The 14,457-nt window shown below is 65.8% G+C and carries 11 protein-coding genes; 2 read left to right on the forward strand and 9 right to left on the reverse strand.

The features are described from left to right. Positions 1 to 284: 284 nt before the first annotated feature. Positions 285 to 1,352 (reverse strand): hypothetical protein, encoded by a 1,068-nt coding sequence (locus GCT19_RS01720; RefSeq protein ID WP_152850856.1) that lies wholly within the window; start codon positions 1,350 to 1,352, stop codon positions 285 to 287. A 1-nt stretch (position 1,353) separates the two neighbouring features. Between GCT19_RS01720 and GCT19_RS01725 the strand changes: the two genes are divergently transcribed. After that, a complete protein-coding gene (locus tag GCT19_RS01725; protein ID WP_152850857.1) occupies positions 1,354 to 1,782 on the forward strand; it encodes a hypothetical protein in 429 nt (142 codons plus the stop codon). 98 nt (positions 1,783 to 1,880) lie between these two features. On the opposite strand, the gene GCT19_RS01730 is transcribed toward GCT19_RS01725, so the two are convergent. The 5 genes from GCT19_RS01730 to GCT19_RS01750 form a co-directional block, all read right to left on the reverse strand. Next, positions 1,881 to 4,124, reverse strand: coding sequence for a polysaccharide biosynthesis tyrosine autokinase (locus tag GCT19_RS01730; protein ID WP_018431803.1), 2,244 nt, complete (start codon positions 4,122 to 4,124; stop codon positions 1,881 to 1,883). 50 nt (positions 4,125 to 4,174) lie between these two features. Continuing rightward, the gene (locus GCT19_RS01735; RefSeq protein ID WP_193727361.1) at positions 4,175 to 5,314 is read right to left on the reverse strand and encodes a polysaccharide biosynthesis/export family protein; all 1,140 of its coding nucleotides are present in this window, start codon (positions 5,312 to 5,314) and stop codon (positions 4,175 to 4,177) included. Between the two features lie 40 nt (positions 5,315 to 5,354). Then, positions 5,355 to 6,740: an undecaprenyl-phosphate glucose phosphotransferase gene (locus GCT19_RS01740; protein WP_152850859.1), complete on the reverse strand. Its 1,386-nt coding sequence runs from the start codon at positions 6,738 to 6,740 to the stop codon at positions 5,355 to 5,357. 55 nt (positions 6,741 to 6,795) lie between these two features. Further along, complete coding sequence (locus tag GCT19_RS01745; protein WP_152850860.1) at positions 6,796 to 8,397, reverse strand: sugar phosphate nucleotidyltransferase; 1,602 nt, start codon at positions 8,395 to 8,397, stop codon at positions 6,796 to 6,798. A 90-nt stretch (positions 8,398 to 8,487) separates the two neighbouring features. After that, positions 8,488 to 9,483, reverse strand: coding sequence for a GlxA family transcriptional regulator (locus tag GCT19_RS01750; RefSeq protein ID WP_026227980.1), 996 nt, complete (start codon positions 9,481 to 9,483; stop codon positions 8,488 to 8,490). Positions 9,484 to 10,362: 879 nt separating this feature from the next. Between GCT19_RS01750 and GCT19_RS42540 the strand changes: the two genes are divergently transcribed. Beyond that, positions 10,363 to 10,512: a hypothetical protein gene (locus tag GCT19_RS42540; RefSeq protein ID WP_018431808.1), complete on the forward strand. Its 150-nt coding sequence runs from the start codon at positions 10,363 to 10,365 to the stop codon at positions 10,510 to 10,512. An 18-nt stretch (positions 10,513 to 10,530) separates the two neighbouring features. Here the strand turns inward: GCT19_RS42540 and GCT19_RS01755 are convergent, their stop codons facing one another. The 3 genes from GCT19_RS01755 to GCT19_RS01765 all read right to left on the reverse strand — a co-directional run bounded on the left by GCT19_RS01755 (position 10,531) and on the right by GCT19_RS01765 (position 14,364). Next, positions 10,531 to 12,036 carry an MFS transporter gene (locus GCT19_RS01755; protein WP_018431809.1) on the reverse strand — a complete coding sequence of 502 codons (1,506 nt, stop codon included), beginning with the start codon at positions 12,034 to 12,036 and terminating at the stop codon, positions 10,531 to 10,533. A 61-nt stretch (positions 12,037 to 12,097) separates the two neighbouring features. Then, positions 12,098 to 13,351, reverse strand: a complete 1,254-nt coding sequence (locus GCT19_RS01760; RefSeq protein ID WP_152850861.1) for a CaiB/BaiF CoA transferase family protein — start codon at positions 13,349 to 13,351, stop codon at positions 12,098 to 12,100. Beyond that, positions 13,348 to 14,364, reverse strand: coding sequence for a hydroxymethylglutaryl-CoA lyase (locus GCT19_RS01765; RefSeq protein WP_152850862.1), 1,017 nt, complete (start codon positions 14,362 to 14,364; stop codon positions 13,348 to 13,350). Before GCT19_RS01765 ends, GCT19_RS01760 begins: the two co-directional genes overlap by 4 nt. Positions 14,365 to 14,457: the final 93 nt, after the last annotated feature.

Raw genomic sequence — 14,457 nt, forward strand, 5'->3', positions numbered from 1 at the left:
CGCCAGTGGAGCGACACGGCCATGCCGCGCGACTCGACCTCCGACCAGCCATTTTTCCATCACTGCGCATACTGCGGCGTGCCGCTGCCGGGCCGCTTTTCGCCGTGTCCCGCGTGCCATGCGCTGCCGATCGATTCGTTCGATACGGACGACAAGCCCGGCGAGCGCACCGCGCGATCCCGGGCGCTGAGCACATCGCGCGCGCAACTCGACCCGCTGCCAGCGGCCGCGGGCTTGGCCGCGGACCGTGCGTCGCGACGCTCCGCGCAACTGAAGATGAGCCCCTACGAACTGCTTGACGAAGCGACGTTCACGCCAGGCAGGCGTCGCAGGCGGCACCCGCTCGCGCTTACCGCGGCCGCGCTCGCGACGCTCGGCGCCGTGTATATCGGCTTCGTACTTCTCGACGACGATGCGAGCGTCGACACGCCGGTCACGGTCTTCGGCACGGTGCACCCGGACAAGCCTGGGCAAGTCCCTGCGCAGAACGTTGCGCACAGTGCGGCACCGTCGGTCGCCGTCGCGCCGACGCCCGTGGCGCCGAAGCCCGCGTCGATCGTGGCGGAATCGCCGCGTCCCGTTGTCGTCGCGCGGCAGCAACCGGCGAACGCGCGCGGGACGCCCGTAGCGTCATCGGCGCCGCAGGTCGTGGCGAGCGCGCCTGCCGTAGCGCCGGCATCGCCGGTCGTTGCGAACGGGCCCACCGTAGCGCGATCGTCAACGCCCATCGTGGCGACGACGCCGATCCCGGCTCCATCCTCACCGCCCGTCGTGGCGACCGCCCCCACCGCCGCGCGATCGTCACCGCCAGTCGTGGCGACCGCGCCGACCGTCGCACCATCCTCACCGCCCGTCATGGCGACCGCGCCAACCGTAGCGCGCACGGCACCGCCCGTCGCGGCGACCGCGCCGACCGTGACGCGCTCGTCACCGCCCGTCGTGGCGACCCCGCCGACCGTTGCACCCCCCTCACCGCCCGTCATGGCGACCGCGCCAACCGTGGCGCGCACGGCACCGCCCGTCGTCGCGTCCGCGCCTACCGTGACGCGTTCGTCTCCGCCCGTCGTGGCGACCGCGCCTACCGTAGCGTCATCCCCACCGCCAGTCGTCGCGTCCATGCCAACCGTAGCGCGCTCGTCACCACCCGTCGTCGCGACCGCAGCCGTCCCAGCGCGACCGTCACCGCCAGTCGTTGCAACTACGCCGGCCGTCGTGCCATCGTCCCCTCTCGTCGTCACAACCGCACCCACCGCAGCGCCAACAACGAAATCGAGCGCGGCCATCTCCGCGCCCACGCCGCGCGGCACGGCGGTCGCGTCGACCAACCCCAAGCCCGGCACCAACGCCGACACGATGGCCACCCCGCTCACGCTAGCCGACAAGCAGCGCGCCGACGCCGAGCGCAATCTGAAAGCCGCGCACGGCTATCTGCAACGGGGCAATCTGGCGGCGACCAGAGCGCGCCTCGCCGCGGCCATCACCGCACAGCCCGACAATCGCGACGCGCGCCGCATGCGCGCCCAGGTCGGCACGCTAGAGCAGCAGCGGGACGCGTTGCTGAGTCTCGCGCGCGGCTGTAGCAACGTCGGACGTTGGGAGTGCGCGTCGCACAACGCCAACGAAGCGTTGCGGATCGATTCGAGCAGCAAGGACGCGCAGCGCCTCGTCTCGCTCGCGTCGCACGAATCGGCGTGGCAGACCATCCCGCCGTCGGCGTGGCAGACCGTGCAGCCGCCGGCGGAAGAGTCGCGCGCATTGCGCGATCTGCTGCGTCACCACTGAGGATTGCGAGGAATCTCGCGAGAGAGCGGCACGAGCGTGCCGCCCAATCAAGCCCGTCCGTGCGGCGCCCTCAAAGACGCGCCGCGCGGGCAGCCGTGTCAGCCGGCGATGCTGTCGTAGCCGTAATAGCCGCCCTGATACCCCGAGCCGAGGAACGCGGCTTCCTGCGGCACGTCGGTGAGCAGCACGCCGCGCAGGCCGACGCCACCGTTACGCAGGCGTTTGGCGGTTTCGATGATCTCGTGCAGCGGCTGACGTCCATGCCGCACGACGAGCAGCGTCGTCGCCGCGTATTTGCCGATCAGCGTCGAATCGGTTACGGCGAGCACCGGCGGTGTATCGATGATCACGACGTCGTATTGCGGCTTCAGCACCTCGAGCATCGCCTCGAAGCGTCGGCTCATCAGCAGCTCGGCCGGGTGCGACGGCAGCGTGCCTTTCGCGAGCACGTCGAGGCCGGGCAGCACGTCGCGCTGGATCATCGCGTTGAGATCGCCGCCACATAGCACGTCGGAAAGTCCCGGCCGATGGCTGACGCCGAAATGGGAATGCACGTCGCCGCGCCGCATGTCGGCGTCGATGATCAGCACGCGCTTATTCGCCGACGCGACCAGCGTCGCCAGATTCACCGACAGGAACGACTTGCCTGCATCGGGCCGCGAGCCGGTGATCATCACGACGTTATTGGCCGCATGATCGAGCGACAACTGCAGCGACGTGCGCAGATTGCGCACGCCTTCCACCGCCAGATCCTCGGGCGCCTGCTGCGCGAGCACATGCTGCCCACGCTGGCGCAGCGACACCTTTTCCTGCAGGCGCAATTGCGTCTGGCTGCGCGGCACCACCGCGAATACCGGCACGCCGAGCATCCCTTCGAGTTCGTCCGGACGCTCCACGCCGCCGCGGATCGCGCGCTTCAGGAACACCAGCAGCAAGCCGAGCGCGAGGCCGCCGCCGAGCGACATCAAAATCACCAGCACGCGCTTCGGCCGCACCGGATCGTCGGGCGTTTCGGCGAAGTCCACCACGCGCACGCCGCCCACCTGCCCGGCCTGGGCCACCCGCAGTCGCTGCACGCTGTTGAGCAGGTTCGTGTACAGATCGGTGTTCACGTGCACGTCGCGCTGCAGACGTAGCGCGGTCTGCTCGGTGTCGGGCATCGTCGAGACGCTGCGGTTCATCGTGCTCTGCGCGCCCTGCAACGCGGCGATCTGCGCATCGAGCGCGGCGACCGTCGGATGGTTCGGCGTGAACTTCTGCAATAGCTGCGCGCGCTGCTGCTGCAGATCGAGCAGCTTCGTCTTGTTGTCGACGATCTGCTGCAGCAGCAGCTTGCTTTCCTCGCCGAGATCGACGGTGCCATGGGTATTGCGGAACTTGCCGTAGCGCTCTTCCGCATCGTCGAGCGCCTTGCGCGCGGCGGGCAGTTGCTGCTCCAGATACGCGAGCGTGTGATCGGACTCGCTGGAACGGCTCGCCAGATCCTGGCGCACGAACTGGCGCGCCACGTTGTTGACGATCGCCGCGGTCAGCACCGGGTCGGCGCCTTCGAGGCTCACGCGGATTACGCCGGAGTCCTCGGCCGTCTCCTGCACGACCATCGTCTTGGCCAGACGCTCCACCGTGCCGAGCGTCGACGCGCGCGTCAGTTCGAAACGCGAGCCCGGCGCGCCGACCAATGTGTCGACGTGCAGCGTGATCGGGCCGACCGCGGTATCGGTCTGCACGGTCTCGCCGACGCGCCCCGACAGAATCGCGCTGCCGTGAGGATCGCGCAGCATGAAGGTGTTGCCGGCGCCCGCAACCAGCGTGAAGGTCTCGCCGTACAGGTCCTTCGACACGTCGAAGCGCGACACCGCAATGCTTTCGTTGCCCCACGCGAACCCGCGCAGGTTGATGAACGACGGCAGCCGGAACCACCAGTGCCCGTTCACGAGTCCCGCGATCTTGCTGCCGATCACCGGCAGATAACGCGGCTTCGCCGTGATGTCGAGGTGCAGCGCGCGGACCGCTTCCTCGGTGACGAGACGCGACTTCAAGAGCTCGATCTGCGCCGCGGTCGACGGCTTCGAATCGTACGCGCCGGGAAGCGGCGATGCCGCATCCCGGCCGTTCGCATTGACGTTCGCCGCGTTCGCCGTCCTGTCCTGAACGTGAAACAGCACGTCCGAACGATAGACCGGCGGCGCGAGGAACGCGTACGCGCTACCGACCGCGAGCGCGATCAGCGTCACGATGAGGATCGTGCGCCAACCGCGCACAATCGTGCGCACGTAGTCCGACAGATGCAACTGCCCCGGTTCATACACGCCGGCGTAGCGATTTTCGTAATTGATTGCCATGTTTTTCACCCAACAAGGCCTGCCGGTTCAGATATCGCGTCACGCCTGCGTCACTTCGACACGACGACTCCCGTCACCGCCGCGTTGATCGCCGGCAACAGCAGGTTCAGCACGCGGTTGAAGCGAACGAGACCGCCCTGGCCGACGTACACGATGTCCTTCGGTTGCAACTCGAACTGGTTCGCGAGCAGCATCGCCACCGGCGAGGTCGCATCGAGGTGATAGATCTGCGGCGACTCGCTGGTCGAATTGCGGATCACGAACAGTTGCTGCCCCGAGGCCGTGTTCGAGTCGAAGCTGCCGCCGTCGGAGATCGCCTGCGACAGCGTCAGCGAGCCGTTGCGCAACGGCAGCACCGTGGCCGGCTTGTTGACTTCGCCCATCACGTAGACGCCACTGTCTTCGCGCGCGTTCACGCGCACGGTATCGCCCGGCTGCAGATAGATATCCCCCGGATTGCGGCCGCGTTTGACGAGGTCGTCGATGTTCAGCCTATAGGTCGTGCCGTTGCGGATCAGATCGACGCGGCTGCGGTCCGCGGTCGTGGTGAAGCCGCCGCCCAGGCCGATCGCGTTCGTCAGCGACATCGGGACGTCGTTGATCGATTGCGTGCCCGGCGTGCGCACTTCGCCATCGACATACACCGTCGCGTTACGGAATGACGCGACGCGCACCGTCACCTCAGGCTTCTGGTACACCTTGCTCAGACGCTGGTTCAATTCGCGCTGGATCTGCGAGACGGTCTTGCCCACAACGTGCATCGTGCCCGCATACGGAAACTGGATGTCGCCGGTTTCATCGATCAGGAAGCCCGGCATCGCATCGCTAGGGCGCGAATTGGTCGGCGGCTGCCCAAGAGCGGCCGCGAGTTCCGGGTGATCCCACACGACGATCTGCAGCACATCGCCAGGGCCCAGCTTGTATGGCGCCGGCTTGCCGAACAGCCCCGCCGTTTCCGGCGGCAGCTGGGAAGCCTTCTGATCGGTACCCAACTTCTTCAGCAGTTCCAGATTGATATCGGTGATCGGAATCTGCTTTTGCTGCGAAGCTTCGGTACTGAATTCGCCACCTGTGTCCTGAATCGCGGCCGGCGTGATCATCCGTTGTCCCGGTACGATCGAGCATCCGGAAAGCAGTGCCGCACTAGCGAAAACCACAAGACTTCCTGTGCGAAAACCAAGTGAGCTCATGATCTTTACTCCTTCGCCCCGAGGCGTTGTTATCGACTTTCTAATAAGCGTTTCGATGCACCAGTCCGGCGACAATCGTCGCGCCGATGATCCGCATATCGAGCGCGAACGACCAGTGACCCAGGTAGTACAGGTCATGTTCGACGCGACGCTCCATCTTCTCGATGCGGTCGGTTTCGCCACGGAAGCCGTTGATCTGCGCCCAGCCCGTGATTCCCGGTTTGATCCGGTAGCGATTGATATAGCCCGCGACCACCTTCTGATAGAGGTCGTCGTGCTCGAGCGCATGGGGACGCGGTCCTACGACCGACATGTCGCCACGCAACACGTTGAAAAATTGCGGCAGCTCGTCGAGGCTCGTGCGGCGCAAAAACGCGCCCACTTTCGTCACGCGCTTGTCGTTGCGCGTCGCCTGGCTCACGATGCCTTTCGCTTCGGTATGCACGCGCATCGAGCGGAACTTGTAGATCGTAAACACGCGGCCGTCCGCGCCCTTGCGCTTCTGTTTGAACAGCACCGGTCCGCGCGACGAGAGCTTGACCGCGATCGCGATGCCAAGCAGCAGCGGCGCGAGAGCCACGATCGCGGTCGCAGCGAACAGCCGGTCGAAAATTTCCTTCTTCAGCATCGCGTTGGCCGACAGCGGCGAGGCGACCAGATTGATCGCCGGCATGCCTAGCAGATCGACCACGCCGCTGCCTTCGAACAGCGCATGGCTGCGCACGTCCGGCATGAAGCGGATATTCACGAGGTCGTCGCGGAACTCGTCGATCAGCGCACAGATCAGCGGCTCTTCGGACAGCGACAGCATCAGCCATAGCTCGTGCACGTCGTTGGTGCGGATGTAGTCGGCCAATAGGTCGACGCGATCGAACACCGGCACGCGCGGATTCGTCACGCCGGACTCGTCCGGGCGCGTGTTGTAGACGACGGTCGCGCGAAAGCCCGCGGTCGGCGCCGACTCGATGCGGCGCAGGATCGCATCGCACTGCGAGCCGCTGCCGACGATCGCGACCTGATGCAGGTTCATGCCCGCGCCGCGCGCCCGTGCGAGCACCGCGTGCGTAATCAGCCGATTCGCGATCAGCAGACCGCCCGTCGTCGCGGTCCAGTACGAGAACCACAGCCGCGACACGATGTCGATGCGATGCAGCGAGTACATCAGCACGAGCGCGCAGGCCTGCACGATCAGCCACGCGAGCGACACCTGGCCGGCGAGCCCGAGCTTCGAGCGGCCGCGCCATGATTCGTAGACCCCGAACGCGGGGAAGATCGCAAGCGCGAACGCAGCCGAAAACATCACCAGCGCCCAGTAGAAACCCGACTGGCCGAGATAGTCGAAGCGGATTTGCGACGCCACGGCCGCACCCGCCAATACCAAAGCGACATCGAAAATCCGCGCGAGCAGATCCTGAAACTTGCGCATTTTACTTACCTCGTTCTGCCGTTCCTGTACGCAAAAAGGGGTGTGCATGGGCTGCCTACGGGCAGCGGCCGTAGTTGTCGTCAAACCTCACGATGTCGTCTTCGCCGAGATAGGTACCCGACTGAATTTCGATGATCTCGAGCGGCACCCTGCCCGGGTTTTCGAGCCGGTGACGCGTGCCAAGCGGAATGTAAGTCGATTCGTTTTCGCTGAGCAGGAACTGCTCTTCGCCGCGCGTGACGAGCGCGGTGCCGCGCACGACCACCCAATGCTCGGCGCGGTGATGATGCAGTTGCAGCGACAGCTTCGCGCCGGGCGTCACGACGATGCGCTTGACCTGGAAGCGCTCGCCGCGATCGATCGAGTCGTAGAAGCCCCACGGGCGCCGCACCTTGCGATGCGCGTCGGCCTCCGGCGCGTGCTGCGCCTTGATGCGCGATACGAGCCCCTTGACGTCCTGCACGTGCGAGCGATCCACCACGAGCACCGCGTCGGCGGTCTCGACCACGACGACGTTGGCGGTGCCGACACACGCGACGAGCCGCCCTTCCGAATGCGCATAGCAGGACACCGCGCCTTCGAACGTCACGCGGCCGCGCCCGGCGTTGCCGTTCGGGTCCTTCTCCATCGCGGCCCATACCGCGTCCCACGAGCCGAGGTCGGACCAGCCGGCTTCGAGCGGGATCACGACGCCGGGGGGCAAGTCCGCGGCCGGTTTTTGTGCTGGCGTCTCGCTCTGCGCCGCGCCTTGCGTTTCGACGTTGCTCGCGCTGCCGCCTTCTGCCGGCGGCGGTTCGGTCAGACGCTCCATCACCGCGTAATCGATCGAATCGGCGGGCACGTCGAGGAACGCGTCGTGCGACGGCCGGAATACGTCGCCGTCGTGCTTGCCGCTCGCGAACGCGCTCGTGCACGGCGCATGCATGTCCGGCCGCAGCGACGCGAGCGTGTCGAGCCACACGCGCGCACGCACGATGAAGATGCCGCTATTCCACCAGTAGGTGCCCGCGCTCAGGTATTGCCGCGCGATTTCCTCGGCGGGCTTCTCGACGAACCCGTCGATCGCATGGCCGCCGGCGGCCAATGCCGCGCCGATGCGGATATAGCCGAAGCCGGTGTCGGGACGCGTCGGCGGCACGCCGAGCGTCGCGATCGCGCCCTCGCTCGCGTGGTGCGCCGCGCACGCCAGCGCGCGCTGCAGCGCGGGCACGTCCGCGATCGCGTGATCGGCCGGCATCACGATCAGGATCGCGTCGTCGCCGGCGGCAACCGCGAGCGATGCCGCGAGCGTCAGCGCCGGCGCCGTGTCGCGGCGCGCGGGCTCGACGATCAAACGCGCGTCGACGCCGTTCTCATGCAACTGTTCGGCGATCACGAAGCGATGCTCCTCGCCGCACACGACGATCGGCGATGCGTCGACGCTCCAGCCCGCCGGGAAGCCCTCGAGCCGCCGCGCGGTCGCCTGCAGCAGCGAGTCGGAGCCGACCACGTCGATCAGCTGCTTCGGAAAGTTTTCGCGCGACACCGGCCAAAGCCGCGTGCCCGAGCCGCCCGCGAGAATGACCGGGACGATGTGCGCGCAGCGCGCGCCAGCAACCCCGGCGCTTGCGCCGTTCGGCTCGACGGATCGGGCGCTCACACCTGCCTGCGTCAACATATCGGGGATCCTTATCGGTCTGCGAGGTACGACGAACGACGGACCGGTCCCCGCCTGCACTGCGCGGTTACCGGGCTGGCTCCGTCGGTGCTACTCGCCTGCCATGCGGCGGCTTTGAATCCTGAACTCAGTCGGCGAAATCCTCATCCGCTTGCGAAACACTTTCGCGAGCCGGTCGCCATTGCCCATCCCAGTGCGACGGGCGATCTTGTCGACCGGCAATTCCGATTCGGTCAACAGGCTGCACGTCACCGCAAGGCGCTCGTGCAACAGGAAACTCGACGGCGTGATACCCATTTCCATCTTGAAGCGGCGCAGAAAGTTGCGCTCGCTCATCGCCGCGAACTGCGCGGCATCCGCAATCGAAATCGCCTGCTGGCAGTTTTCCTGCAGCCAGCGCGCCGCCGCGCGAACCTTGTCGCCGGGACTCATGCCGCCGTCCTCGCCGAGCAGCGGCGCGAGGTTCGTGCACGAATCCGACAGCAGCCGTTCGGCAGCCGAGCGCGCGGTCGCGTTGCCCAGATCGCGCTTGATCATCGCGAGCGCGCTGCGCATCGATTCCAGCCGGTCGCTCAGTTCGACGGCGCCCTGCTCTGCCACGCCCGCACCATTCCTGGCCACAGTTGGCTGGCGCAGGTCGCTCGCATCCTTGTCCTCAGGCAGCGCCGCCGCGTCGAGCACCGCGCGCCCTTCGGCGATCGAGCGGATCATCGCGGTGTTGCGGCGCACGCGCCGCAACCATCCGAGCAGCCGCTCATCGCGCGCCGCCGACGCCGCGCCCTTGCCGCCCGCCACATACAGCGCATCGAAGCCGACGTAATGGCGCGCGTCGAGTCCGTCGGTCCACACGCGCAACCCCGACGACGAACTCACCATGCCGCCGTCGGCGGATAAAAACGATACGTCGTACAGCCACGCGCCCGAACCCGAAGTGGAGAGTTCGTTGGCAGCCTGGAACACCTCGGCGATCACTCCCGCCCCTTGCAGCGAGCAATCGTTGAACAACAGAATCGCGACACGACGCACGCCCTTGTTCGGCGCATGCACCCAGCGCAGCATTGCAGACTCGAGACTCGCGCAGGTCATAGTCATCCTCTCGACAGAAAACGATCAACTACACCTTTTACGATCACGCACAATGCGAACTCCGCGCAGTGCATCATAGCGACGACCTCCGGCGCTCTGCCGCCATGTCCGAAAGTGCAGACATATTGGCACTATGACTACATGATCGGCCAGTGCAATTCGGCTCAATACCGAAACGACCGTCTTTTCAATGGATTAATCGTCTATCCGCATATGGTTGAATATGCACTCGCGAATCTTAATGCAATTTAAAAAATGAATGCGTACGCCAGCGCACACTGTGGGGCCACTCGAAAATCGGCGCACATCCGCCTTATCCACCCGGCGAGGCGTATTTTAAAAGAGATTTTTTGCCGAAATTTGCCAGCTACGAGTGGAACCCACCCCGCCCCACCAGGCGAGCCCGGTTTCCTTGACAGGCTCACCGGAACGTCGGCGCAACCGCCGCGCAACCGCCCCTCGCGCCGTCCAATACAAGCACTCAACGCGCCAGAAAAGATTATTTAAATCATTTTTATTGACGATCGGAATATAAACACGGCGATTAACGTTTCAGACCTGAAACATGGATATCGGACAACTTTAGTGTCAACGCAATAGACGGGCCAATGGCGGAATACATCGGGTGCGACTGGGTGCATTTCCGCCAACCGCTACGGAAATGCACTATGAGGTTCTTCGCGAGGATCGACGCGGACACCGAACGAAGTCCGCTTCCCTTTACGCAACGAAGGTGACACCCATCGAGAACGCGCCGAGTAATGGCACGTTGCGACGATAGTTCGGCGTCGCCTGACAGGCTTACGGCGGGCAAGCGCACATAGAAGTGATGTTGAACGGGTTACGATGCCCCCCGACAAACGCGCTGGAACCGCACACATGAACGGCATTTCATGGATCACGCTGATACTTGCCACGATGATCGGCGGGTTGCTGTTCGCCATGATCGGCGTGGTGCTGCTCGCGCTGCTGCTCGGCAACGTGTCGGACCGGCTGTCGAGCAACGACGAGACTCGCCAGGACTCCTAGCGCCTGTTAGCACCCTCGCTACTTCGAAAGGTCCTCGAGCGCGACATCGCGCGTCTTCGGACCCAGCGTACCGATCGCGACCATGACGATCGCCATCGCCCCCGAGATGAACACGAACACGCCGTTCACGCCGAAGCGGCCGAGGCAGGCGGCGATCACGAACGCCGAGAACATCGCCGAAATCCGGCTCCACGAATAAACGAAACCGACCGCGCGCGCCCGGATGCCGGTCGGAAACAGCTCGGCCTGGTACGCGTGATAGCTGTACGAAATGATGTTGCCCGCGAGCACGAGGCACACGCCGAGACTCACGAGCAGCACCGTCTCGCGCGCCTGGCTGAACGCGAGTCCGCACACGACGTTGACCGCGGCCATGCAGATGATCACGCTCTTGCGCTCGAAGCGATCGGCGATCAGCAAACCCAGCAACGGCCCGAGCGGCGCCGCGATGGCGATGATGCTCGCGTACATCAGACTCGTCGTCACCGTGATGCCTTGCTTGATCAGCAGCGTCGGAATCCAGTTCGCGAAGCCGTAGTAGCCCATCGTCTGGAACACATGAAAGATGATCAGCATCAGCGTGCGCTTGCGATACGGCGGCACCAGCAGATCGCGAAACGCCGCCCGCGCGCGCACCGGCTCGGGCAGCGCGGGCTCGGGCAGCGGCCGGCCGCATTGACGCTGGTACTCGCGCGCGACGCGGGCTTCGAGACGCGTCATCACCGCGTCGGCTTCGTCGAGCCGGCCCTTTTGCGCGAGCCAGCGCGGGCTCTCCGGCAAGCCGCGGCGAATCCACCACACGACGATCGCGCCAATCGCGCCGATCAGCACGACCACACGCCAGCCGTCGAGGCCGAACACGCGTTGCGGCACCAGCAGATAGGACAGGAACGCGACGATCGGCACCGCGCAGAAGCCGACCGCCTGCGAGCACGCTGAAGCGCGCCCGCGAATGTGCTTCGGCACGAGCTCGGAGATATACGTGCCGATCGTGACGATCTCGACGCCGATGCCGATCCCCGCGATAAAGCGCCAGCAGTTCAAGCCGAGCGCCGTGTGCTGGAACGCCATTACGACGTTGGCCGCGGTGTACCACAGCAGCGACCACGTGAAGATCGCGCGGCGGCCGAAGCGGTCGGCGAGGAAGCCGCACGCCGCCGTGCCGATGAATAGACCCGCGAACAGCGCGGCGATGAAACTCGCGACGCCGCTCGTGCCGAACAGACCGCGCGTCGTGGCGGTGAGCAGGCCGCTATGCACGAGGCCCGGCGCGATATAGCCGGAGTACATCAGGTCATAGAGTTCGAAGAACATGCCGAAGCTCAGCAGCATCACCAGCTGCCAGATCGTGCGGGTGGCGGGCAGCCGGTCGAGCCGCGCGGAAATGCGCGCGCCATCGAGCGCAATCGCGCCGGCGCGGTCCGTCGCTGCCGCATCGGCGCCCGCGTCCGTGGGTGAGCCATCGAGCGCGCCGGCCGCCTCGCCGAGCGCAGTGGCGTACATCGCCTGATTCGACGATTTCATCGTCTGTCTCCAGAATTTTTGGTCTATTGCCTGTTGCAACGGGTGCGGCGCGGCACGACGCTCATGCAACCGCGCCCGGCGCCCCCGATTGCACGGCACAGCTCAGCTCCGCGATCCGCGCGTCGTCGAAGCCGAGTTCGCGCAGCACGTCGACGGTGTGCTCGCCGATCTTCGCGATCGGCTGGCGCGGCCCGAGACGCGCGCCGTCGAGCGAAATCGGCAGCAATGGCATCGCGGTTTCGCTGCCGTCGTCGAGCGTCAGCGGCACGAGGCCGCCGCTCGCGTTCAGGTGCGGATCGTCGAACAGTTCCTCGGGCTTCGTAATCGACGCGAACGGAATGTGATTGCGCTCGAACAGCGGCACCAGCGTCGCGCCGTCGAAACGGCTCAGGCTTTCGCCGAGCGTCTGCAGCAGCCAGCTGCGCGCGAGCACTCGGTCGTTGTTGGTCGCGAGGCGCGCATCGGCGAGCAGATCGTCGCGCTCGAGAATCGTGCACAGCGCGCGCCACTGCGCGTCGCCGGTCGCGGCGATGAACATCTGCTCGCCGTGCGCGAGCGTGAACACGTCGTAGACGGCCCAGGCGCTGATGCGCTCGGGCATCGGCGCCGGGGCCACGCCGGTCGCCGCGAACTGCTGCATGTGCTGCGCCGAGAGCAGCACACAGTTTTCGAATAGCGCGCTCTGCACCTCCTTGCCGCGGCCGGTCGCGTGCCGCTCGTGCAATGCAGCCAGCACGCCGATCGCGCCGAACATGCCGCCCATGATGTCGTTGACCGAACTGCCCGCGCGCAGCGGTCGGCCCACCGGCCCGGTCATGTACGCGAGGCCCGCCATCATCTGCACGACTTCGTCGAGTGCCAGACGATGTTCGTAGGGACCACTGAGAAAGCCCTTGTGCGACACGTAGATCAGCTTCGGATTGCGCTCGCGCAGCGTCGCGTAATCGAGGCCGAGACTCGCCATGCGGCCTGGTTTGAAGTTTTCGACGAATACGTCGGCGCTATCGACCAGTTGCTTCAGCGCGGCGAGACCGGCTTCGCTGTCGAGATCGAGCGCGACGCTCTTCTTGTTGCGATTGAAGGTGCGGAAGAAACCCGCGCCGGTGCCGAGCAGCCGGCGTGTGCTGTCGCCGCGCGGCGGCTCGACCTTGATCACTTCGGCGCCGAGGTCGCCGAGAATCATGCCGCAGGTCGGGCCCATCACCATATGCGACAACTCGATCACGCGGATGCCCGCGAGCGGCAACGTGCCCGGCTGCGGCGAAGTCGTCGAAGACGAAGACGAAGCTGAGGTAGCGGAGGAAAGCGAAGTCATTGCGGCACCTGCGGAACGGAAGAATGGGAATCTCCGCAGGATTCGGACGACCCCGCGGATTCGCGCGCGGCCGGTTGCACGTGCGCGAACTGCTTGGGCAACCCCGCTCGCGCGAGATAGCCATATAGCGGCTCGCCCGGCAGCGCTTGTGCGAGCACCGCGCGCGAGGCGAGCAGCCGCGTGATGTCGATGCCGGTGTCGTAGCCCATGCTGTCCAGCATGAACACGAGGTCTTCGGTATTGACGTTGCCGGTCGCGCCCGGCGCATGCGGACAGCCGCCGAGACCGGCCAGCGACGCATCGAATTCGCGAATCCCGTGCTGCAGCGCGACCAGCGTGTTGGCGAGACCGAGCCCGCGCGTGTCGTGGAAGTGCAGCGAACGCAGTTTGTCGCCCGCGACGTCGCGCACCAGCTCGATCACCTCGCTGACCTGACGCGGCGTCGCCTCGCCGGTCGTGTCACCGAGCGCGATCACGTCGGCGCCGGCCTGCACCGCGGCGCGCGCGATCGCGGCGATATCCGCGTACGGCACCGCGCCTTGCAGCGTGCAGCCGAACACCGTCGACAAACCGGCGATCAACTCGATGCGGCGCCCACCCGCCGAAGACGCGCGATCGATCAGTTCACGCATCGCGGCGAACGTATCGATCATCTCGGCGGGCGTCTTGCGCACGTTCGCGACGCTATGCGCGACGCTCACCGAAATCGGCGCGACGATGCGCTTTACGCCGGCCTCGAGCGCGTGCTGCGCGCCCTTCAGGTTCGGCACGAGCGCAGTGACGCTCAAATCGTCGTAGCTACGGGCGTGGGCGACTACGTCGGCGGCGTCGGCCATTTGCGGTAGCAGCTTCGCCGGCACGAACGACGCGACTTCCATATGGCGCACGCCGGCCGCATACGCGGCGTCGATCCAGCGGCGTTTGTCGTCGGTGGACATGATGCGGGCAATGCTTTGCAGACCGTCGCGCAGACCGACTTCGGTCACGACGACGCGCTCGCGGATGTCATTCATCGGTTTGAATCCTGGACGTGGACGCGGGCTTCGGAAGCCCGTTGGATAGAAGTGATGCGCTAACTGGATCACAGCGTGCCCGCGTGCCGACGC

The organism is Paraburkholderia atlantica, from assembly GCF_009362785.1.
Taxonomy (GTDB): Bacteria; Pseudomonadota; Gammaproteobacteria; order Burkholderiales; family Burkholderiaceae; genus Paraburkholderia; species Paraburkholderia atlantica.

Coding starts and splice junctions, on each gene's coding strand:
- GCT19_RS01730 (WP_018431803.1), bottom strand. CDS start 4,124: ATGGCAATCAATTACGAAAATCGCTACGCCGGCGTGTATGAACCGGGG.
- GCT19_RS01745 (WP_152850860.1), bottom strand. CDS start 8,397: ATGTTGACGCAGGCAGGTGTGAGCGCCCGATCCGTCGAGCCGAACGGC.
- GCT19_RS01740 (WP_152850859.1), bottom strand. CDS start 6,740: ATGCGCAAGTTTCAGGATCTGCTCGCGCGGATTTTCGATGTCGCTTTG.
- GCT19_RS01765 (WP_152850862.1), bottom strand. CDS start 14,364: ATGAATGACATCCGCGAGCGCGTCGTCGTGACCGAAGTCGGTCTGCGC.
- GCT19_RS01750 (WP_026227980.1), bottom strand. CDS start 9,483: ATGACCTGCGCGAGTCTCGAGTCTGCAATGCTGCGCTGGGTGCATGCG.
- GCT19_RS01760 (WP_152850861.1), bottom strand. CDS start 13,351: ATGACTTCGCTTTCCTCCGCTACCTCAGCTTCGTCTTCGTCTTCGACG.
- GCT19_RS01735 (WP_193727361.1), bottom strand. CDS start 5,314: ATGAGCTCACTTGGTTTTCGCACAGGAAGTCTTGTGGTTTTCGCTAGT.
- GCT19_RS42540 (WP_018431808.1), top strand. CDS start 10,363: ATGAACGGCATTTCATGGATCACGCTGATACTTGCCACGATGATCGGC.
- GCT19_RS01725 (WP_152850857.1), top strand. CDS start 1,354: ATGGCCACCCCGCTCACGCTAGCCGACAAGCAGCGCGCCGACGCCGAG.
- GCT19_RS01755 (WP_018431809.1), bottom strand. CDS start 12,036: ATGAAATCGTCGAATCAGGCGATGTACGCCACTGCGCTCGGCGAGGCG.